Here is a 20,537-nt window from a genome sequence, read left to right on the forward strand (position 1 = left end):
CGGGCGCGCCCTCGACCCGCTTCGCGGTGGCCGCGGCCAAGGCGCGCGCCGGGCAGGCCGCGGGCGAGGTGGCCCGCATCACCCACCAGGTGCACGGGGCCATCGGCTTCACCCGCGAGCACGACCTGCGCCTGGTGACCACCCGGCTGTGGGCCTGGCGCGACGAGGACGGCACCGACGCGCAGTGGAACGCCGAGGTCGGCGCGGCCGCGCTGGCCACCGGAGCGGACGGGCTGTGGCCGTTGATCACGGGTCGGCCGTAGGGGCTCGCGCGGGGGCGTCACGGCGGTAGTGTCCGGCGTCGATGCCCCCAGAGAGTGAGCGCAGTCCGGCCGGCCAGGCGCACGACCCGACCCGGGCCCCCTCGCCCGTCCCGGTCGGTGTCGGGCGCTACCGGGTGCAGTCCCGGCTGACCGCCGGGGACACGGGCCAGGTGCTGGTCGGGGTCGACGACATCGGGCGGCGCGTCGCGCTGCGGCTGATCGGCCCCGAGCCGGCCGCCGAGCCCGGCTTCCGCGACCGGTTCCGCCAGGAGCTGCGGGCGGCGGCGCTGGCGCCCCCGTGGTTCTGCGCCGCGGTGCTCGACGCCGACCCCGACGCCGACCCGCCCTGGCTGGCCACCGTGTTCGTCGAGGGCCCGACGCTCGGGTCGTTCGTGTCGGCCAACGGCCCCCTGGGCGTGCAGGGCACCACCGCGCTGGCCGTGCGGATGGCCGAGGGCGTCGTGGCGGTGCACGAGGCGGGCCTGGTGCACCGCGACATCACCCCGGCCAACGTGGTCCTGGCCGAGGACGGGCCCAGGCTGCTGGACATGGGCATCGCCCGGGCCACCGACCCGACGTCGCTGGCCCGCTCCGGGCACCCCAGCGGCACCCCCGGGTTCATGGCCCCCGAACTGCTCGCCGGCCTCCTCGATCCCGGCCCGGCCGCCGACGTGTTCGCCTTCGCCGCCGTCGTCGGCTACGCCGCCACCGGGCGCCCACCGTTCCCCGAGCCCGGCCCGCCCCCCGGCGTCGAGCGGTCGGCGGCGACCGGGCCGATCCGGCGGCCGGCGACCGGGGAGCCCGACCTCGGCCCGCTGACCGGCCCCCTGCGCGAGCTCCTGGTGGCCTGCCTGGCCCCCGACCCGGGCGCCCGCCCGACGATGGCGCAGGTGCGCCACCGGCTGACCGATCTGGGCACCGCCGCGGCGCCGACCGTCACCGTGGCCACCCGGCCCGCCCCGGTCGTGCCCCCGTTCAGCCCGCCCGCCGCCGGGGGAGGCGGGGAGCCGGCACCGCTGGTCGGCACCCGCGCGCGGCGGTGGATCGCGGTGGTCGCCGCGGCCGCGATCGGCGCCGCGGTGGCCGTGGCCGCCGTGTTCATCCTGGGCGGGGGCGGCGACGACCCGGGCGCGGACGACCCGACCGGCACCCCGGTCGCCTCGCCCGCGCCGGTGCCGCCCGACATCAGCACGGTCGTCGACGCCGACACCGACGACCGCTTCGGCGCCGGCACCGCCCGCTTCGTGACCCCCAGCGGCAACATCGCCTGCGCGATGTCGCCCGAGGAGGTCCGCTGCGACGTCGCCGAGCGCGGCTGGGACCTGCCGCCCAGGCCCGACGACTGCACCGAGGACTACGGCGCCGGTGCGGTCGTCGCCGGCGACGGGCCGGGCGAGCTGTCGTGCGCGGCGGGCACGGTGGCCGAGCGGGGCCTGGAGGTCCTCGACTACGGCAGCGCCGTGCGCCGCGCCGGCGTGCTCTGCGCGAGCCGGGAGAACGGCGTGCGCTGCGAGGACGAGCTCACCCGCCACGGGTTCCAGGTCGCCCGGGCCACCTACGAGCTCTTCTGAGCCCGCCGGACCGGCCTCACGAGCCGGACCGGCCGCCGGCGGCACGCAGCTTGCGGAAGTCCCAGCTGGTGATCTTCTCCGGCACCAGCTTCAGCCAGGCGTGGCGCCCGTCGTGCACCATCGGCCCGCGCATGTAGCGCTCGCCGAAGGCCCGCTCGGGGCCGTCCAGCTCGGGCACGGGCTCACCGGTGCGCGGCACCTCCCCGATGACCTCGACCTTGCCGCGCAGCTCCACGCCGCGCAGCTCGTCGTAGTCGTGGCCGGCGTCGACCACCGCGGCGACGCGCGGGTCGGCCATCAGGTCGACCCAGCGCTGGCTGCGCGACAGCGAGGTCAGCCACAGCGCCCCGCCGTGCCAGACGTACCAGAGCGGGGTGTTGTGCGGGCCGTTCGTGCCGACGGTGGCGACCCGGCAGGTGCGCTGCTCGGCGAGGAAGGCGTCGACCTCGTCGGCGGTCATGGCGATGGCGCGGGCGCGTCGTTGCTGCATCACCCCCCGAACGCTAGCCCAACCGGTCAGCGGTGACCGGGTCATCGGCTGTGCGTGCCCCCCGTTGCGGGTCGAACGCGAGCTGGGCGCCCAGCGCCCGGGTCGCCAGGCCCGCGGGGACCAGGCGCATCGCGGCGTCGCGCACCCGGGCGCGGGGTCCGCGCAGGGTGAGCATCCGGTGGGCCCGGCGCGCCCGGCGCTGCACCTGCGCCGTGCGCGGGCCGCGGCGGGCGTCGTAGCGGCGCAGGGCGGCCTCGATCCCGTCGATCCCGCCGTCGGTGCCGCGTAGCTCGGCGGCGAGCACCACCGCGTCCTCGAACGCCTGGCAGGCGCCCTGGCCCAGGTCCGGGGTCATGGCGTGGGCGGCGTCGCCCAGCAGCGCGACCCGCCCGTCGACCAGCCGCGGCAGGGGCCGCGCGAGCTGAGCGGTCTCCACCACGTGCACGGCGTCGGCCGGGGTGGCCCCGACCAGCGCGGCGACGGCCGGGTGCCAGTCGGCCCGGCGCTCCAGCAGCCAGCGCCTGCGCTGCTCGGGGTCCTCCGGCGCCCGCACACGCCAGGTGGAGTACCAGTAGACCGCCCCACCGGCCATGGCCATGCAGCCGAAGCGCTCGCCCGTGCGGTGGTCGAGCAGCTCGCCGGCCGGAGCGACGAGCCCCTCGGGCAGTCCGGGCGCGATGGCGCGGGCGGCGGTCTCCCCGGATCCGACCAGCCCGGGGTGGGCGGGGAAGAGCTCGGCGCGCAGCCGGCTGCGGGCGCCGTCGGCGACGACCACGACGTCGGCGTCCTCGCGGACATCGGCCAGCGCGCGCACCGGGCTGGCGGTGCGCACGGTCCCGGCCGGCAGGGCGTCGGCCAGCAGCCCGTGCAGCCACCGGCGCGCCACCACGACCGCGGGCGCCCCCGTCCGCGCGCGCAGCGCGGCCTGGTCGGTGACCAGCAACGGGCGCCCGCGCCGATCGAGCATGCCGCCGCCGGCGCCCCAGCCGGGGTCGCGCTCGCGCACGGCGGCGCCCAGGCCCAGGGCGTCGAGCGCCAGCACGCCGTTGGGCATGATGCCGATGGCGGTGCCGTTCTCCCGCAGCTCGGCGGCCCGTTCGCGCACGACGACCTCGTGCCCGTCCCGGTGCAGCGCCACCGCGGCGGCCAACCCGCCCAGGCCCGCTCCGACCACGATCACCCGCATGACGACCCCTCCTCTACAGTTGTAGAGACCTTATCCCATCCGGCTCTACAGGAGTAGAGGATTGACCGATCGTCGGACCGAGATCCTCGACGGCGCCCTGCGGGTGCTCGCCGAGCAGGGCATGCGCGGGCTCACCCACCGGGCCGTCGACGGCGCCGCCGGGCTGGCCCAGGGCAGCACGTCCTACTACTTCCGCAGCCGCTCGGCCCTGGTCGCCGGGTGCGTCGATCGGCTGCTCGAGCTCGACCTGCTGATCGAGGCCGCCCCGCCCGCGCCCACCGACCCCGACGAGCTGGTGGAGGCGGTGGTGGGCGTCGGGATCTCGATGGTCACCACCCAGCGCCACCGCACCCTGGCCCGCTACGAGCTGAGCCTGGCCGCGGTCCGCGATCCGCAGTTGCGGGTGGCGTTGACGCGCGGCGGCGACGCCATCCGGGCCGTCGTGGCGCAGGCCGTGGGCGGCGCGGGGGTCGCCGATGCGCGCACCGCCGCCGACGAACTCGCCGCGACGCTGGACGGGATGGTGTTCACCGCGCTGGTGCGCGGCCCGCACGAGCCCGCCGAGTTGGCCGCGTGGCTGCGCCCGGCGCTCGCGCACGTGCTGGGCGCCCACCTGGGGAGGTGAGCGCCCCCGGTCAGAAGTGCTTGACCAGCAGGTCCATCCACTGCTCCCAGCCCTCGCGCAGCTTCGCGTAGTCCGAGGACTCGACCTGCGGGCCGGCCCAGGCGTTGGTGATGCTGACCTCGGTGCGGCCCGGGTCGAGCTCGCGGAAGGTCACCGTGACCGTCTCGTCGCTGATCCGGTCGGCCGGGGTCTGCGAGTGGTGGGTGAAGGTGAACGCCACCCGCTCGCCCGGCTCCAGCGCCAGGTACTCACCGGTGAAGCCGTTGACGGTGCCGTCCTCCTCGTGGATCTCCAGCTGGTAGCGCCCGCCGACGCGGACGTCGGCGTCGACGACCGTGGCGAACCACCGGCGCATCCGCTCGGGCTCGGTCCAGGCCGCGTAGAGCTCGGCGGGCGAGGCGGCGAGGGTGCGGGTGACGGTGATCGAGTGCGGCACGGTCGGCGACAACTGCTCCGGGGACTGCTCGGTCATCGGGTCTGCCTCTCGGTGTCGGTGTCGGTGTCTGTGCTGGTGTCTGTGCTGGTGCCGGGTTCCGGTGCGGCCACGTAGGCCTGCAGGGCGTCGAGCCGGGCCTCCCAGAACCGCTCGAAGAACCGCAGGTGCTCGGTGGCCGCCGCGAGCGGCGCCGGCTCCAGCCGGCACACGTGCCGGCGGCCGTGCACGGTGCGCCGGACCAGCCCGGCGCGTTCGAGCACGCGTACGTGCTTGGACGCGGCGGCCAGCGAGATCGGGTGCGGCGCGGCGAGCTCGCCGACGGTGCGCTCGCTCCCGGCCAGCGCCCGCAGCATCTGCCGGCGCGTCGGGTCGGCCATGGCGTGGAACACGGCGTCGAGTTGCTCAACCACGAGGTTGAACTTTAGGGGCGTCCACCACAACCGTCAACCGACCGGTTGAGCTTTAGTGTCAGCGCTGGTCGTAGGCCTCGACGATGCGCACCTGCATCGGGAACCGCACCGGGGTCGACCCGAACAGCCGCCTGCCCGCCGTCCGCGCCGCCTCCCGCACCGCGGCGGCCGCCTCCTGCGCCGCGTCCACCGGGGCTTCCAGCACCACCTCGTCGTGCTGGAAGAACACCGGGCGCGCCGGTGAGCCCGCGGCCCGCAACCGCCCGCGCAGCTCGGCCAGCAGCACCAGCGCCCACTCGGCCGCGGTGGCCTGCACGACGAAGTTGCGGGTGAACCGGCCCCGCGCGCGGGCCCGGTCGGGCTGCTCGTGCCCCGGGCGGGCCGGGGGGCAGGTGCGCCCCAGCAGCGAGCGCACCAACCGGCCCTCCTCGCCCTCGCGGGCGGCGCCGTCGACGAAGGCCATGGCGGCGGGGAAGCGCCGGCGCAGCACCCCGAGCAGCTGGCCGGCCGACCCGCCGCTTCCCCCGTACATCGCCGAGAGCAGCGCGAGCTTGGCCTTGGCCCGGTCGTGGTCGAACTCGGTGGCCGCCAGCGCGGTGTAGAGGTCGTCCTCGCCCGGGGCCAGGGCGTGGTCACCGGACAGCGCGGCCAGCACCCGCGGCTCCAGCTGGGCGGCGTCGGCGACGACCAGCCGCCGGCCCGGCTCGGCGCGCACCGCGCCGCGCAGGGCCCGCGGGATCTGCAGCGCGCCACCGCCGCGGGTGGCCCACCGCCCCGACACCACCCCGCCCACCACGTACTCGGGGCGGAACCGCCCGTCGCGCACCCAGGTGCGCAGCCAGCTCCAGCCGTGCGCGGAGTGCAGGCGGGCCAGCTCCTTGTAGGCCAGCAGCGGCTCCACCGCCGGGTGCTCGACGCGGCGCAGCTCCCAGGAGCGGGTGGTCTCCAGCTCGTGACCGGCGCGGGCGAAGGCGCGCAGCACCTCGGCCGGGGAGTCGGGGTTGACCGCCCGCCCGCCGAAGGCCGCGCTCACCGCATCGGCCAGCGCGGCGAGCTTCGGTGGGCGCCCGCCGAGCGCCGGGCGGGGCCCGAGCAGCTCGGTGAGCAGCGCGTCGTGCACGTCGGGGCGCCAGGGCAGCCCGACCGCGGTCATCTCCTCGGCCACCAGCGCCGCCGCCGACTCCGCCGCGGCCAGCAGCCGCATCCCCGCCGGACCCTCGGCGAGCGCGCTCTGCTGGGCGGCGTGCACGGCGACCAGGTCGGCCAGCTCGTCGGGCGGGGGCGCCGGGTCGAACAGGGCCAGGCGGTCGTCGGGGTCGGTGGCCCGCGGGTCGGGCTCGGGTTCGCGGCCCTGCAGGCGCGCGGTCGCCGCGGCCAGCCCGTGCGGCTGGCCGAACCGGCCCGCCGCGGCGACCAGCAGCCCCTCGACCAGCTCGACGTCGTGGGCACGGGCCACCTCGACCCCGGCGCGCAGCAGCGCGCGGTAGCTGCGCTGGCGGGCGAACACCCACCGGGGAGCGTGCTCGCGCTCCAGCGCGGCGATGTCCGCCGGCCCGGCCAGCCGCTCGGGCGGGGCCAGCGGGGCGCCGCGCTCGTCGAGGCGCTGCACGCGCACGGGCCCGTCGTCGGGGCCCGGGTCGAGCGCGATGCGCACCCGGGCCTCAGCGGCGGCGCAGCAGGCCGGCCAGCAGGCCGCGCTGGGGCACGCCGCGGATCTCCTCCGGGCCGGCGCCGACCTCGCCGAGCACGTCGTTGGCCGCCTGGACCCCGGTCACCGCAGCGCGCTCCATCAGCCCGGACAGCACCGGCGTGCGGACGTAGTCGCCCGCGACGCGGATGCCCCGGGCCTGCCCGCTGACGGTGGGCGGGGTGTGCGCGCCGCCGGGCGGGAAGGCGGGCGCGGTGGCCTCCATGCGCTGCTGCAGGTGCACGACGGCGGCGTCGGCGGTCTCCGGCCACAGGCCGGCCAGCTCGGCGCGCATCCGCGAGGTGGCCGTGTCGACGTCGGGCGCGGCGCAGGAGTAGGAGTGCAGCTCGACGACCGATCCCCCGGTGCGCGCGGCCCACTCCGCGCTGGGGCGCTCCAGCCGGGAGTAGACGGTGACCGAGTCGAGGGTGGGCTCGCGGCTGACCGCGCAGAACGTCGGGCGCTCGGCGGCGACGTCGCGGTCGAGCCAGAGCCGGGTGACCGCGAACGGCGGGGCCACCGCCACGGCCTCGGCGGCGCCGGCCAGCAGCGGGGCGACGGCGGGGACCTCCGGGGACGCCGCCAGCAGCCGGCGCAGGGCGCCCGGGTCGACCGCCAGCACCAGGTGCGCGGTGTCCAGTGCGGTGCCGTCGGCGAGCTCGACGCGCCAGCGGTGCGCCGGCGCCGGGGCGATCGCGGCGACCGGGGCCTCGGTGCGCACCTGCGCCGAGTGCTTGCCCAGGTAGGCGGCCAGCGGCTGCCAGATGCAGGTGAGGTGGTCGGTGTCGGGGGCGTCGAACCCGATGCCGGCCGGGTTGCCCAGGAAGTAGTAGTGGAACATCGCGATCAGCTCGGCCGCCGACATCCCGGCCGGGTTGCAGAAGAACGAGCGGGCGAACGCCTCGAACAGCATCGCGTTGGCGCGGTCGGACATGCCCAGCCCGGACAGGAAGTCCGCGGCGGGCACGGCGTCGAACGCCGCGGTGGTGGCCTCGCGGTCGTAGGCCAGCAGCTCGGCGGCCAGCGCCCGGTCGGAGCCGGTCAGATCGCGCAGGCCGAGGCTGGGCGAGCGGGCGAACAGGGCCAGCAGGTTCAGCGGGGGCGCGGCGGGCAGGCCGGTGAGGTCCTCGGGCGGCCACTGCCGCGAGATGACCGGGTAGCCGCCGACCGGGCGCAGGAAGCCCAGCTCGGGGTCGATGCGGCGCAGCACGGCGCGCCAGGTCTCGTAGTGGCGGAAGAAGGCGTGGAAACCGTGCTCGACGACCTGCTCGGTGCCGTCGGGCAGGGTGTGCGGCCAGGCCCCGAGCCGTCCGCCCAGCGTCGGCGCCCCCTCCAGCAGGGTGACCGACACGCCGCGCTCGGCGAGCACGACCGCGGCGCTGACGCCGGCGATGCCACCGCCCACGACGACGGCCTCGGTGCCCTCCGGGGCGGTGCGGGGGAGTCGGGGGTCGGCGGGCACCAGCACGCGCGGTCGCATGCGCAGCGGTGCCGCCCGGGAGGTCCACTCGCGGCTCACCCGCCGACCCTACGGGCCGCCCCCGACAGCCGCGCGCCGCCGGCCGCCGCGCCCGGCTGAACCGGTACGGCCGTCCGACCGGGCAGGGTGCGGGAATAGGGCACGGTGCGGCGCGGGTTGCGACGGTGCGTGACCATCCAACTGGGCAAGTACGGATTGTGGCGGGGTTGGCCGGGGCTCGACGCGCAGATCGCGGCCGAGGTCGAGGCGCTCGGCTACGGCGCCATCTGGATCGGCGGCTCCCCCCGGGGCGACCTGAAGATCGCCGAGTCGCTGCTGGCGGCGACCGAGCGGATCGTGGTCGCCACCAGCATCGTCAACATGTGGTCGACGCCGGCGTCCGAGGTGGGCCCGTCCTACCGCCGCCTCGCCGAGGCCTACCCCGACCGGTTCCTGCTGGGCGTGGGCATCGGCCACCCCGAGGCGGTCAAGGAGTACCGCAAGCCCTACGCGACGATGGTCGAGTACCTCGACGCGCTGGACGCGGAGAAGGTGCCCCGGCACGGGCGGGCGCTGGCCGCGCTGGGCCCGCGGGCGCTGCGGCTGTCCGCCGACCGCACCTGGGGCACGTTGCCCTACCTGACCACGCCCGAGCACACCCGCCAGGCCCGCGAGGCGCTCGGCCCGGGCCCGCTCGTCGCGCCGGAGCAGAAGGTCGTGGTCGACACCGACGCGCAGCGCGCCCGCTCGATCGGGCGCCCGGTCGTCGCGACGCCCTACCTGAAGCTGCGCAACTACACGTCCAACCTGCTGCGGCTGGGCTGGACCGAGGACGACATCGCCGACGACGGCAGCGACGCCCTGATCGACGCCCTGGTCGCGCACGGCGACGCGGCCACCGTGGCCGGCCGGCTCGCCGCGCACCTCGACGCGGGCGCCGACCACGTGGCCGTGCAGGTGCTCACCGCCGACAACGCCTCCCCGCTGCCGGCGCTGCGCGAGCTGTCCGCGGCCCTCCACCTGCGCTGACCGCCCCCCACCCCCGTCGGGAACGACGTCGTGGGATCGACTCCGGCGTCGGTGATCCCGTGGCGTCGTTCTCGACGGGTCAGCGGGGGTGCACCTGGGGTGCGGTGACGCCGCAGTGCAGGCAGCGTTCCAGCGCGACCCGCTCGGCGGCGGGCACGGCGGTGCCGGCGGTGTCAGCGGTATCGGTGGTCTCGGTGTCGGCGGTCTCGGTGGCCGGGGCCTCGTCGGGGGCGGAGCGGACGATCGCGAACGCCAGCACCGCGGCGGCGGTCAGCAGCCCGACGCCGATGAGCGTGGCGGTGCGGAACCCGGCGTCGAACGCGGCCGGGTCGGTGTAGTCGGCGCCGGAGATCCCGGCCAGCCCGGGCACCACCGCCACGGCCAGCAGGCCGGCCGCGCGGGCGATGGCGTTGTTCACCCCCGAGGCGGCGCCGGCGTAGCGGTCGGGGGCGGCGCCCAGCACGCTCGCGGTGAGCGGGGCGACGGTGAGCGCGAGCCCGGCGCCGAAGACCAGCACGGCGGGCAGCACGTCCAGCACCCACGAGGCGTCGGCGTCCACGCGCAGCATCAGCAGCAGCCCGCCCGCGGCCACCAGCGGGCCGAGGGTGAGCGGCAGCCGGGGCCCGATCCGCCCGGCCAGCGCCCCCGCCCGGGCGGAGAACACCAGCATCACCGCGGTGACCGGCAGCAGCGCGGTGCCCGCGGCCAGCGGGCTGAACCCGGCCACCACCTGCAGTTGCAGCACCAGCAGCAGGAACACCGTGCCCAGCGCCGCGTAGATGAGCAGGGTGACCACGTTGGCGGCGGTGAAGGTGGGGTTGGCGAACAGCGTCGGGGGCACCAGCGGGTGCGGCGAGCGCCGCTCCACGACCACGAACGCCGCCAGCGCCGCCACCCCGACCACCAGCGCGACGACCGCAGCGGTGGTGGCGCTGCCCTCGCCGAGCCCGGTGAGCCCGTAGGTCAGCCCGCCCAGGCCGAGTACCGCCAGCACGGTGCCGGCGAGGTCGAGGCCGGGCGCGGAGGCGGTGTCGCGGCTCTCCGGGACGTGGCGCAGCGCGACGACCACGATCAGCGCGGCGATCGGCAGGTTGACCAGGAACACCAGCCGCCAGTTGATCTCGACCAGCCAGCCGCCCAGGAACGGCCCGACGGCGCCGGCGATGCCGCCCAGCCCGGACCAGGCCCCGACCGCGGCGGCCCGGTCGCGGCCGTGGAAGGACGCCGCGATCAGCGCGAGGCTGCCCGGGGTCAGCAGCGCCCCACCGACGCCCTGCAGCGCCCGCGCGGCGATGAGCACCTCGATGTTCGGCGCGATCCCGCACAGCAGCGAGGCGAGCGCGAACCACACCACGCCGATCAGGAACACCCGCCGCCGCCCGAAGTGGTCGCCCAGCGAGCCGCCCAGCAGGATCAGCGCGGCCAGGGTGAGCGTGTAGGCGTTCACCGTCCACTGCAGGTCGGCGAACCCAGCGCCCAGTTCGGTGCCGATGCGCTCCAGCGCGACGTTGACGACGGTGCCGTCGATCATCGCCAGGCCGGAGCCGAGCACCGTGGTGGCCAGCACCCAGCGCCCCGCCGCCGTCCCCATCCGCAGTCCGGCCGCCTCGACCACCGCGCCCCCAGCCCCGTGTCGCCGGCCGGCGGGCCCCGACCCGGCCCGGCGAGCATAGGTCAACTCGACGACCGGGTCGCTGGCATAGCCTCGCCGCGAACGGGGTGCGAACAGGCGCGAGGGAGCAGCAGTGATCAACTCGTCGGTGACCGGGCGGGTCGGGGTGATCGAGGTGGAGCGGCCCGAGCGGCGCAACGCCCTCGACGCCGAGCACTGCGCCGGCCTGGGCGCGGCCGTCGCGGCGGTCCTCGACGGCGGCGCCGCGGCGATCGTGGTGACCGGGGCCGGCTCGGCGTTCTGCGCGGGCGCCGACCTCGACCAGTTGCACGACGACGGCTTCCGCGACGCGCTGAACACCGCGCTGCGCACGATCGCCGACGCGCCGGTGCCGACCGTCGCCGCGGTCAACGGCCCGGCCATCGGCGCCGGCACCCAGCTGGCGGTGGCCTGCGACCTGCGGGTCGCCGATCCGCGTGCGGTCTTCGCGGTGCCCACGGCGCGGCTGGGCCTGGCGGTGGACCCGTGGACGGTGCGCAGGCTGGCCCAGCTGGCCGGCGGCGGGACCGCCCGCGCGCTGCTGCTGGCCTGCGACCGCGTCGACGCGGCGCTCGCGCACGCCCGCGGCCTGGTCGACCGGATCGGCTCGACGGCCGACGCGCTGGCGCTGGCCGAGGAGCTGGCCGGGCTGGCCCCGCTCACCCTGCGCTACAACAAGCTGGCGCTCGACGGCGTCGGCGGCGCGGGCGAGGATCCCGCCGTGCTCGCCGCGTACCTGGCCTGCTGGTCGAGCGCCGACGGGCTGGAGGGCCCGCGCGCCGCGGCCGAGCGCCGCCCACCGGTGTTCACCGGCCGCTGACCGGGCAGCGACCGGCTGTGCCCGGCCGGGCCGCGGTGCCGGACCGGTCCGCCGCGCCTGCTACACCGCCGGACCGGCCGCTGACCGAGCGTCGCGAGGAACCTTCTACTTCATGTAGAAGTGGGTGTATCGTGGGAGGCGTGCCTACCCTGGGTGAGCTGGAACGCGCGGTGATGGAGATCCTCTGGTCGGCCGGTGCACCGGTGACGGCCAGAGACGTGCAGGACGCGCTGGGCACCCGCGACCTCGCGACGACTACGGTGCTGACCGTGCTGGGTCGTCTCGAACGCAAGGGCCTGGTCACCCGGGCTCGGGTGGGCAGGGCGCACCACTACAGCGCGGTGTCCAGCCGCGAGGACCACGTCGCCGAGCTGATGATGGACGCGCTGGACGCCGCCCCCGACCGGGGCGCCGCCCTGGCCCGCTTCTTCGGCTCGATGCCCGCCTCGGAGCGGGCCACCCTGCGCGACCTGCTCGGCCGTCCCGAGGCGCCCGAACACCGGGCCGACACGTAGTGCCCCCCGCCGGACGTCCGCCACGCATCTCGGCGGCCCAGCTATATACCCACCGAACGTCCGGCGGGGGGCACTAGTGCAGCCCGCGGCGCTCGCTCTGCTCCTGTTCGGCGTGGCACTCGCCGAGCCGGTCAGTCGGGCGCTGGCGGCCGCGCACTGGCCCAGCCGCGACCCGGTGGGTGGGCTGCTGGTGTGGCAGGCGGTCGGCCTGGCCGGTGGGCTCGCGCTGCTCGGCGCGGGCGTCGTCTACGGGTTGGCCCCGCTGGGGCCCTCACTGCCCGCGGCACTGGGCGCGGTGGCCGAGGCGGCCGCGGGCGGGCGGACGCTTCCCCCGATCGGGCTCGACCACGTCATCGCGCTGGTCGTGGCGGGGGTGCTGGCCGTGCGGCTGTTCGGCGTGCTGGGCGCGGTCACGGTGCGCACGCTGCTGGCCCGCCGCCGCCACCGCGACCTGCTCGACCTGCTGGGCACGCCGTGGCCCGCGGTGCCCGGCGCGCGCGTGCTCGACCACCCGCTGCCGGTGGCCTACTGCCTGCCGGGGCTGCGCTCGCGGCTGGTGCTCTCGGCGGGGGTGCTGGACACCCTCGACCCGCAGCGCGTGCGCGCGGTGCTGGCCCACGAGCAGGCCCACCTGCGCGAGCGCCACGACCTGGTGGTGCTGCCGTTCGTCGCCTGGGGCGCGACCGCGCCGTTCGTGCGCGGCATGGTCTGCGCGCAGCTGGCGGTGGCGGCGCTGATCGAGATGCGCGCCGACGACGTGGCCGCCGCCCGCACCTGCGCCGCCGAGCTCACCGGCGCGCTGCGCAGCATGGGCGACGCCGCCCCGGCGGCGGCGCTGAGCTCGTTCACCACCGCGCTGGACCACCGGCTCGTGCGGATCACCGCGCCGCCCGCGCCGCTGCCCGTGGCGGTGCGGGCGGGCGTGCGGCTGCTGGCCGTGACGATCGTCGGGCTGCCGACGGCCCTGCTGCTCCTGCCCTGAACCCCGCCGGACCCGGCGGGTCCGTCAGGCGGGTTCGGCGGCGGGGGTCGCCGCGGGCGCCACCCGGTCGGGCCCGCCCAGCAGCAGCGCCCCGAACCCGGCCGCGGGCAGCACCACCAGCAGGCAGAACGCCAGCGGGATCCCGATGACCGCGGCGAGCCCGCCGACCAGGGCCGCGCCGATGCTGGCCCCGGTGAGGAACACCAGCGTCGCGATGCCCAGGGCCACCCCGCGCTCACCGGGGTCGACCGCCGAGCCGACCGCGGAGAGCATCGCGGGCTGGCCGATGCCGAACGCGACGCCCACCAGCAGCACCGACGTGGCCAGCAGCACCGGCGAGGACAGCGCCGCGCCCAGCGCCGCCACCAGCAGGGCCGTCGCGGCGATCGGGCAGGCGATCGCGATCGACCACCGCGCGCCCACCCGCGCCAGCGAGCGGCGCGCCAGCGCGGGCGAGATGAACCCGATCACCGCGGCCGGCACCATCAGCAGCCCGGTCTGCAGCGGCGTCCAGCCCCAGGAGGCGGCGGCGAGCGGCACCCCGAGCAGCAGGGCGAACCAGCAGGTCGGCACGGCCGCGGCGGCGAAGGCGCTGCGCAGCACGGTCGGGTTGGTCATGATGGCCCGGGGCAGGAAGCCGTGCGGGTGCCGGCGCACCCGCCCGGCCAGCAACGGCGCCCCGGCCAGCAGCAGCGCCGCACCGATGCCGGCCACGAGCGCTCCGGTGGAGGGCGACTGCAGCAGCAGCACGAGCCCGGCCGCGGCGACCGTGACGAGCGCGGCGCCCGTCCAGTCCATCCGCTCGCGGCTGCCCCCGCTGGGTGCCACCTTGGCCATCACCGGCAGCGCGAGCAGGCCCAGCGCGGGGATGGCGACGGTCAGCCGCCAGCCGCCCACCGCCTCGACGGCCCCGCCGATGGTCGGGCCGAGCGAGCCGAGGGTGGCGGCGAACCCGGCGACGCGCCCGAGCGCGGCCCCGCGTTCGGCGCCCTCCAGCCGGGCGGTGATCAGTGCGGTGGCCAGCACCGGCACGGCGGCCGCGCCGAGCCCCTGCAGCACGCGGGCCCCGACCAGCACCGCGAAGTTCGGCGCCAGCGCCGCGCCGATCGCGCCCACCGACATCGCCACCAGCCCGAAGCACAGCGGCGCGCGGATGCCGACCATGTCGGCGAGCCGGCCGTGCACGGGGGTGGCCACCGCCAGGGCCACGGTCATCGCGCTGATCATCCAGACCGCGCCCGACGCGCTGACGCCGAACTCGGCGGCCACCTCGGGAAGGGTCACCGTGACCGCGGAACTGGCCATGCCGGTGAAGCCGAACAACAGGCCGAGCAGGACCGCGAGACGGCCGGGGGTCAACACGCACCGGACCAACGCCGCGGCGGCCCGGTCTTGTTCCCGGAACGGGTGCGGCCGGCACCCCCGCGTGCCGGCCGCACGTTCCGACCGGCGGCTACCGGGCCTTGGTCCAGAAGACGTAGTCGGCGCCGTAGGACACGGCCCGGGTCTCGCCCGCGGTGCACGGGCGGGTCGGCGCGGCTCCGCCACTGGTGCGGATGCGGCTGATGTGGGTGACCGGGCTCAGCTCCCCGGCCGGGCCCTCGTGGGCGGTCACCTCGAGCAGCAGCCACGGGATGGTGCCGGGCTGGGGCACCGCGTGGTCGGTGAGGTTCCTGCCGACGATCGTCGAGCCGTCCTTCTCCGACGCCCAGCGCGGACCGGCGAAGTGGTGGATCCGGTCGCGGGACAGGTAGCGGCGCAGCCGGGCCTCCGGTGTGGAGGCCGGACCCCAGACCAGGGTGCCGTCCGCGGCGGTGTTGCAGGTGTAGGTCTGGGTGCCCGAGGTGACCTTGTAGACCGAGGTGATCCGGTACCCCGGTCCCGGGTTCGGGATCCTTGCCGGACCGCCGGCCACCCCCGCGGCCCGCAGCTCCGCGGCCCCGGTGTCGGGCGGGGCGGGTGCGGCCGAGGCGGCGGTCGTGGTGACCGCCGCGACGCCGAGAGCGACCGCGGCGGCGACCCCCGCGCCGGCCAGTCGCAGGCGCCGGCGCACCCGCGCCCCTCGGACGTGGGTGTCGTCCGCTTCGTTCGTGTCGTTCGCCGTGGTGCCTGGCACGTCGGGAAACCCCCTGCTTCCGTCGGCCCGCCGCCGACCCGTGTCGGCGGGGCGGTGGCGGGGCGGCCCCTCCACCGCCCCGCCACCGCATGGGACGGCCGGTCACAGCATGCGTTCACCGCGGCGACGCAGGGTGGCGACTTCGCGTCAGGTTGGGGGCGTCTGGTTGGGGGCGTCTGGTTGGGGTCAGTCGGCCAGCAGTTCGCGCATGAGCCGGTCGGGTGCGGCGAGGAAGGCGCGGGTCAGGCGCACCGGCTCGGCCTCGTCGTAGCCGGTGGGGCTGAGCGCGCCGTCCTCGTCGATCTGCAGGATCAGCGCGCCGGGCAGGGCCAGCAGGATCGGCGAGTGGGTCGCGACGACGAACTGGCAGCGCTGCTCACGCAGGTCGTGGATGCGGCGCAGCAGAGCGAGGCATCCCCGCACCGACAGCGCGGCCTCCGGCTCGTCGAGCAGGTAGAGCCCGTCGGGCCAGAACCGGTTGAGCGCCAGGTCGAGGAACGATTCGCCGTGCGAACGCTCGTGCAGCGGACCGCCGTAGCCGCTCACGCCGAGCCGCTCGACCTGCGTGGCCACGTTGTAGAACGACTCGGCGCGCAGGAAGAAGTCGGCGCGCGGGCGCTTGCGCCAGCGCGCCACCAGGTGCTCGGCCAGCGCGGAGCGCTCGGTGCGGGTGCTGAACCGGAAGTTGCGCGAGCCGCCCTCCAGGTTCATCCCGAACACCACGGCCAGGGCTTCGAGCAGCGTCGACTTGCCCGAGCCGTTGTCGCCGACCAGGAACGTCACCCCGGGGTCGAGGCCGATGCCGCCGCGGGCGAACACCTCGCGCACCACGGGCAGGGTGAAGGGGTGCTCCTCGGCCGACGGTGGCGGCTGCGTGCGCACCCACGTCACGAAGCCGCCACCGCTCGCCATGCGTCCCGACCGTAGCCGGGCGGGGTCGGGTCCCGTCAGGGGGCGAGCACGACCTTGCCGGTGGTGGCGCGGGACTCCAGCGCGGCGTGCGCGCCGGCCGCGTCGGCCAGCGCGAAGGGCGGGTGCACCAGCGGCACCAGGTCGCCGCGCCCGGCCGCGGCCAGCGACTCGGTCTCCAGCGCGCGCAGCCCACCGGGCATGGCCAGCATCCGCGGTCCGGTCACCCAGGTGACCTGCAGGCTCTTGGCCGCGACGTCCTGTCCGGTGAGCGGGGTGACCGTGCCGGAGGACCACCCGAACATCACCATCCGGGACGCGACCCCCAGCAGGTCCAGCGCCGCGTGCCCCACCTCGCCGCCCACGCCGTCGAGCAGCAGGGTCGGTGCGGTGCCCCCGAGCGCCGCGCGCACCCGCTCGGGCCAGTCCGGGTCGCGATAGTCCTCGGCGACGTCGGCGCCGAGGTCGCGGACGCGGGCCGTCTTCTCCGGCCCGCCGGCCAGCCCGACGACCGTCGCCCCGGCGTTGCGCGCGGCCTGCACGAACAGCACGCCCATCCCGCCGGCGGCCGCCGGCACCAGCACCACGTCGTCGGGGGTGATGGCGGCGATCCGCAGGATGCCCACCGCGGTGCGCCCGGACCCGATCATCGCCACCGCCTCGGCGGGCGAGAGCCGGTCGGGGACGGCGTGCAGCGAGGTGACCTCGGCCACGGCCGCCTGGGCGTACCCCCCGCTGGCCATGCCCAGGTGCGCCACGACCCGCCGGCCCCGCCAGCCCTCGTCCACGTCGGGCCCGGTCGCCTCGACGGTGCCCGCGACCTCCCGGCCCGGGGTCATCGGCAGCGCGGGCGGGGGGAACGGCCCGCCGCGCTGGCCGCGGCGCAGGGCGGTGTCGAGCAGGTGCACCCCGGCCGCGGCCACCCGGATCCGCACCCGACCAGGCCCGGGCTCCGGGTCGGGCACCTCCTCGAGGCCCAGTACCTCCGGTCCGCCGAACTCGTGCTGCCGGATCGCCTTCATCGCCACCGCTCCATCCGCGTCCTCCGCCGGTCGCTTCCGCCGCGAACGCTAGGAGTTGAACCCGGCTTCAGGTCAAGGCCGTCGCGGGCACCGGCCGGGCGGGGCCGTCGGGCGCCGGACGGGCGCGCGGGTGGCCCGACCCGCGTAGCGTGGTCGGGTGCCCAGTGATCTTCCCCGTGCCCGTCACAGCGCGGACCTGCCCCGCACCCTCGGCGAGCTCCGCGCCGGCGGCCACCGGCTGCGCGGGGTCAAGGACGAGATCCGCGACAACCTCATCGCCGCCCTGCGCTCGGGTGCCGACCCGTGGCCGGGCATCGTGGGCTTCGAGTCCACGGTGCTGCCCCAGCTCGAACGCGCGCTGATCGCCGGCCACGACGTCGTGCTGCTCGGCGAGCGCGGCCAGGGCAAGACCCGGCTGCTGCGCTCCATCGTCACCCTGCTCGACGAGTGGACCCCGGTCATCGAGGGCTCCGAGATCGGCGAGCACCCCTACGAACCGATCACCCCCGCCTCGCGACGGCGCGCGGCCGAGCTCGGCGACGCGCTGCCGGTGGCCTGGCGCCACCGCGACGAGCGCTACACCGAGAAGCTGGCCACGCCCGACACCGCGGTGGCCGACCTGATCGGCGACGTCGACCCGGTCAAGGTGGCCGAGGGCCGCTCGCTGGGCGACCCGGAGACCATCCACTACGGCCTGGTGCCGCGCGCGCACCGCGGGATCGTCACCATCAACGAGCTGCCCGACCTGGCCGAGCGGATCCAGGTCTCGCTGCTGAACGTGATGGAGGAGCGCGACATCCAGGTCCGCGGCTACACGCTGCGCCTGCCCCTGGACATCCTGCTGGTGGCCAGCGCCAACCCGGAGGACTACACCAACCGCGGGCGGATCATCACCCCGCTCAAGGACCGTTTCGGCGCCGAGGTCCGCACGCACTACCCGCTGGAGCTCGCCGACGAGATCGCCCTGGTCGAGCAGGAGGCCTCGCTGGTCGCCGAGGTGCCGCGCCACCTCGTCGAGGTGCTCGCCCGGTTCACCCGCTCGCTGCGCGACTCCAGCGCGGTCGACCAGGCCTCCGGGGTGTCGGCGCGGTTCGCGGTGGCCGCCGCGGAGACCGTGGCCGCCGCAGCGCTGCGCCGGGCCGCGATCACCGGTGAGACCCGCGCCTACGCCCGCCCGGTCGACCTGGACTCGGTGCCCGCGGTGCTGCGCGGCAAGCTGGAGTTCGCCTCCGGCGAGGAGGGCCGCGAGACCGAGCACCTGGTGCACCTGCTGCGCCGGGCCACGGCCGACACCGCGCGCTTCCGGCTGCGCGGCATCGACCTGAACACGCTGGCCGAGGCGGTGTCGGGCAACCCGGTCCGCACCGGGGAGCGGGTCCCGGCCCGCGAGGTGGTGGCCGCGCTGCCGGGCACGCCGGTGCTCACCGAGGTCGCGTCGCGGCTGGACGCGGCCGGCACCGAGGACCCGGGGCCGATGGCCAGCGCCGCGGAGCTGGCGCTGGAGCTGCTGTACCTGACCCGCCGGCTGACCAAGGACGAGACCGACGACGACTCGGTGAGCTACCGCTGAGCGCCGGGTCGGGGTCCGGGCGGCGCAGCGCCAGCCAGACCCCGACCGCGCACAGCGCGATGCCCGGCGCGGCCAGCGGGCCGGGCACCTCGCCGAACATGGCGAACGTCCAGGCCATCGTAGTGGGCGGGGTCAGGTAGAGCAGCGCGCTGACCCGCAGCGGCCCGTTGCGCCGCAGCACCAGCAGGTAGGTGCCGTAGCCGCCGAACGACGACAGCACCACGGTCCACGCCACCGCCACCCAGAAGCTCGGCTCCGGCGGGGGCGCGAGCCGCCCGCCCAGGGCCGCGGACGCGACGAAGGCGATCGCGCCGACGCCGGTCTGCAGCGCCATCGAGGCCAGCGGGCTCTCCGGCGGGCGCAGCCTGCGCTCGACCAGCGTGCCCGCCGACAGCGTCAGCATGCCGCCCACGGGCAGCAGGAACGCCCACCACGGCGCCGTGCCGGGCCCGAGGTCACCGGCCACCACCAGTGCCACCCCGGCCAGCCCGCCCAGCAGCCCGGCCCGCTGGCGCGCGGTGGTGCGCTCGCCCAGCACCGGCGCCGAGGCGATCGCGACCACGAGCGGTTGCAGGGCGGCGATCAGCGCGACCGTGCCGGCGGGGACCCCCATGCCCACGCCGGTGACCACGCCGCCGAGGTAGAACACCTGGATCAGCAGCCCGAGCAGCACCTGCCGCCGGGTCGCGCCGCGGGGCAGCGCGACCCGGCGCCCGAGCACGACCAGCCACAGCACGCCGGCCGCGACGAGGTAGCGCCAGGCCAGCAGCGTGTCCGGCGCGGCGTGCGCGGTGCCCAGCTCGGCACCGACGAAGCCGGAGCTCCACAGCACCACGAACGCCGCGGCCAGGATCGTGTTCGAGCGCATGGACCCGAGGTAACCACACCGGTCGGTATACTCGCAGTGGAGTCGGGTGTATTCGCCGGAGGAGGCCCTGTGACCAGCACGGACGCGATCGCCGTCGAGACCGAGGAGGCCGAGGAAGCGCTGACGCCGGCGGGTGAGCGGCTGCTGCGGGCCGCGAGCACGCTGTTCTACCGGCGCGGCATCCGCGCGGTCGGGGTCGACCTGATCGCCGAGACCGCCGGCACCACCAAGAAGACCCTCTACGACCGGTTCGGCTCCAAGGACGAACTGGTCGCCCGCTACCTGCGCCGCCGCGCCCGGGTGTGGCGGGCGTACCTGCGCACCCGCATGGCCGACGTGCCACCCGGCCCGGCCCGGCCCGCGGCGGTGTTCGACGTCCTCGGCGCCTGGCTGGGCGAGCAGGACCGCGGCTGCGCGTTCGTCAACGCCCACGCCGAGGTCGGCGGCACCGACCACCCCGCGGTGGCCGAGATCCACGCCGAGAAGCGGTGGATGCGCGACTACCTGGTCGACCTGGTCGCCGAGAGCGGCGCCGTCGACGCCGCGGACGCCGAGCGGGTGGGCGTCGAACTGCACCTGCTCTACGAGGGCGCGACCGTGCTGACCACGGCCGCCGGGGTGGCCGACGCCGCCGCCCGGGCCCGCGCGGCGGCGTTGCGGGTGCTGGGGGTCTGACGCCCGCGCCCGGGCCCGATCCGCCCCGCTCTGCTTCCGATCTGCTTCCGCTGTGCGCGGAACTGCGGATCCGCCGCGCGAGTGCTGCGGCGAGACTGCTTACCGTGCCCCGTCCCGCTCGGCGCCCCCCGCTGTCCGCGCTCGCCGCCGCCCTGACCCGGGCGGCCGGTCTGCGCGGGTGGTCGGCCGCCGACCGCGCGGTGCTCCGCGCGCCCGGAGCGCGCGATGAGGGCGCGGCGTCGCCGCGACCGGT

20 protein-coding genes and 1 pseudogene are annotated in these 20,537 nt (G+C 76.8%); 9 read left to right on the top strand and 12 right to left on the bottom strand.

All coding sequences use genetic code 11. The features are described 5' to 3' along the window. The coding region (locus tag KIK08_RS27180; protein WP_256446399.1) for an acyl-CoA dehydrogenase family protein at positions 1-263 on the top strand (263 nt) is incomplete at its 5' end. Between the two features lie 41 nt (positions 264-304). Next, positions 305-1,834 carry a serine/threonine-protein kinase gene (locus KIK08_RS27185; protein ID WP_214406109.1) on the top strand — a complete coding sequence of 510 codons (1,530 nt, stop codon included), beginning with the start codon at positions 305-307 and terminating at the stop codon, positions 1,832-1,834. Between the two features lie 16 nt (positions 1,835-1,850). Here the strand turns inward: KIK08_RS27185 and KIK08_RS27190 are convergent, their stop codons facing one another. After that, a complete protein-coding gene (locus KIK08_RS27190; protein ID WP_214406125.1) occupies positions 1,851-2,324 on the bottom strand; it encodes a pyridoxamine 5'-phosphate oxidase family protein in 474 nt (157 codons plus the stop codon). A gap of 13 nt (positions 2,325-2,337) precedes the next feature. Next, complete coding sequence (locus KIK08_RS27195) at positions 2,338-3,510, bottom strand: FAD-dependent monooxygenase (protein ID WP_214406110.1); 1,173 nt, start codon at positions 3,508-3,510, stop codon at positions 2,338-2,340. Between the two features lie 61 nt (positions 3,511-3,571). On the opposite strand from KIK08_RS27195, the gene KIK08_RS27200 reads away from it, so the two are divergent. Continuing rightward, on the top strand, positions 3,572-4,135 hold the full coding sequence (locus KIK08_RS27200; protein ID WP_214406111.1) for a TetR/AcrR family transcriptional regulator: 564 nt from the start codon (positions 3,572-3,574) through the stop codon (positions 4,133-4,135). Between the two features lie 10 nt (positions 4,136-4,145). On the opposite strand, the gene KIK08_RS27205 is transcribed toward KIK08_RS27200, so the two are convergent. From KIK08_RS27205 to KIK08_RS27220, 4 genes are read right to left on the bottom strand one after another with little or no spacing between them, the layout of a single operon-like run. Further along, positions 4,146-4,607 (bottom strand): SRPBCC family protein, encoded by a 462-nt coding sequence (locus KIK08_RS27205; protein ID WP_214406112.1) that lies wholly within the window; start codon positions 4,605-4,607, stop codon positions 4,146-4,148. Beyond that, positions 4,604-4,981, bottom strand: coding sequence for an ArsR/SmtB family transcription factor (locus tag KIK08_RS27210; protein WP_308257926.1), 378 nt, complete (start codon positions 4,979-4,981; stop codon positions 4,604-4,606). The genes KIK08_RS27205 and KIK08_RS27210 overlap by 4 nt, the downstream gene beginning before the upstream one ends. Positions 4,982-5,039: 58 nt before the next feature. Next, the gene (locus KIK08_RS27215; protein WP_214406113.1) at positions 5,040-6,635 is read right to left on the bottom strand and encodes a bifunctional 3'-5' exonuclease/DNA polymerase; all 1,596 of its coding nucleotides are present in this window, start codon (positions 6,633-6,635) and stop codon (positions 5,040-5,042) included. Positions 6,636-6,642: 7 nt separating this feature from the next. Continuing rightward, entirely contained in the window at positions 6,643-8,187 is a 1,545-nt protein-coding gene (locus KIK08_RS27220) for an FAD-dependent oxidoreductase (protein ID WP_308257927.1), read from the bottom strand. A 129-nt stretch (positions 8,188-8,316) separates the two neighbouring features. On the opposite strand from KIK08_RS27220, the gene KIK08_RS27225 reads away from it, so the two are divergent. Further along, positions 8,317-9,156 carry an LLM class F420-dependent oxidoreductase gene (locus KIK08_RS27225; RefSeq protein ID WP_214406114.1) on the top strand — a complete coding sequence of 280 codons (840 nt, stop codon included), beginning with the start codon at positions 8,317-8,319 and terminating at the stop codon, positions 9,154-9,156. A 79-nt stretch (positions 9,157-9,235) separates the two neighbouring features. Here the strand turns inward: KIK08_RS27225 and KIK08_RS27230 are convergent, their stop codons facing one another. Then, entirely contained in the window at positions 9,236-10,747 is a 1,512-nt protein-coding gene (locus KIK08_RS27230; protein ID WP_214406115.1) for an MFS transporter, read from the bottom strand. Between the two features lie 154 nt (positions 10,748-10,901). On the opposite strand from KIK08_RS27230, the gene KIK08_RS27235 reads away from it, so the two are divergent. The 3 genes from KIK08_RS27235 to KIK08_RS27245 all read left to right on the top strand — a co-directional run bounded on the left by KIK08_RS27235 (position 10,902) and on the right by KIK08_RS27245 (position 13,124). Further along, a complete protein-coding gene (locus KIK08_RS27235) occupies positions 10,902-11,627 on the top strand; it encodes an enoyl-CoA hydratase (RefSeq protein WP_214406116.1) in 726 nt (241 codons plus the stop codon). Positions 11,628-11,767: 140 nt separating this feature from the next. After that, complete coding sequence (locus KIK08_RS27240) at positions 11,768-12,142, top strand: BlaI/MecI/CopY family transcriptional regulator (RefSeq protein WP_214406117.1); 375 nt, start codon at positions 11,768-11,770, stop codon at positions 12,140-12,142. Between the two features lie 76 nt (positions 12,143-12,218). Beyond that, the gene (locus KIK08_RS27245) at positions 12,219-13,124 is read left to right on the top strand and encodes a M56 family metallopeptidase (protein WP_214406118.1); all 906 of its coding nucleotides are present in this window, start codon (positions 12,219-12,221) and stop codon (positions 13,122-13,124) included. A gap of 24 nt (positions 13,125-13,148) precedes the next feature. Here KIK08_RS27245 and KIK08_RS27250 read toward each other — a convergent pair whose 3' ends face one another. The 4 genes from KIK08_RS27250 to KIK08_RS27265 form a co-directional block, all read right to left on the bottom strand. Beyond that, positions 13,149-14,486: an MFS transporter gene (locus KIK08_RS27250; protein ID WP_214406119.1), complete on the bottom strand. Its 1,338-nt coding sequence runs from the start codon at positions 14,484-14,486 to the stop codon at positions 13,149-13,151. Between the two features lie 91 nt (positions 14,487-14,577). Then, positions 14,578-15,240: a DUF3455 domain-containing protein gene (locus KIK08_RS40350; RefSeq protein WP_214406120.1), complete on the bottom strand. Its 663-nt coding sequence runs from the start codon at positions 15,238-15,240 to the stop codon at positions 14,578-14,580. Positions 15,241-15,426: 186 nt separating this feature from the next. After that, on the bottom strand, positions 15,427-16,152 hold the full coding sequence (locus tag KIK08_RS27260; protein ID WP_214406121.1) for an AAA family ATPase: 726 nt from the start codon (positions 16,150-16,152) through the stop codon (positions 15,427-15,429). A gap of 35 nt (positions 16,153-16,187) precedes the next feature. After that, a complete protein-coding gene (locus KIK08_RS27265; protein WP_214406122.1) occupies positions 16,188-17,171 on the bottom strand; it encodes a zinc-binding dehydrogenase in 984 nt (327 codons plus the stop codon). 157 nt (positions 17,172-17,328) lie between these two features. On the opposite strand from KIK08_RS27265, the gene KIK08_RS40355 reads away from it, so the two are divergent. Further along, positions 17,329-18,741 carry an ATP-binding protein gene (locus KIK08_RS40355; RefSeq protein ID WP_308257928.1) on the top strand — a complete coding sequence of 471 codons (1,413 nt, stop codon included), beginning with the start codon at positions 17,329-17,331 and terminating at the stop codon, positions 18,739-18,741. A gap of 37 nt (positions 18,742-18,778) precedes the next feature. Here the strand turns inward: KIK08_RS40355 and KIK08_RS27270 are convergent. Then, positions 18,779-19,609: pseudogene (locus KIK08_RS27270) on the bottom strand (DMT family transporter); the annotation flags it as partial. 69 nt (positions 19,610-19,678) lie between these two features. On the opposite strand from KIK08_RS27270, the gene KIK08_RS27275 reads away from it, so the two are divergent. Beyond that, complete coding sequence (locus KIK08_RS27275) at positions 19,679-20,284, top strand: TetR/AcrR family transcriptional regulator (RefSeq protein WP_214406124.1); 606 nt, start codon at positions 19,679-19,681, stop codon at positions 20,282-20,284. The last annotated feature ends 253 nt before the right edge of the window (positions 20,285-20,537 follow it).

Origin of the sequence: Pseudonocardia lacus, from assembly GCF_018531445.1 — a bacterium.
GTDB lineage: Bacteria > Actinomycetota > Actinomycetes > Mycobacteriales > Pseudonocardiaceae > Pseudonocardia > Pseudonocardia lacus.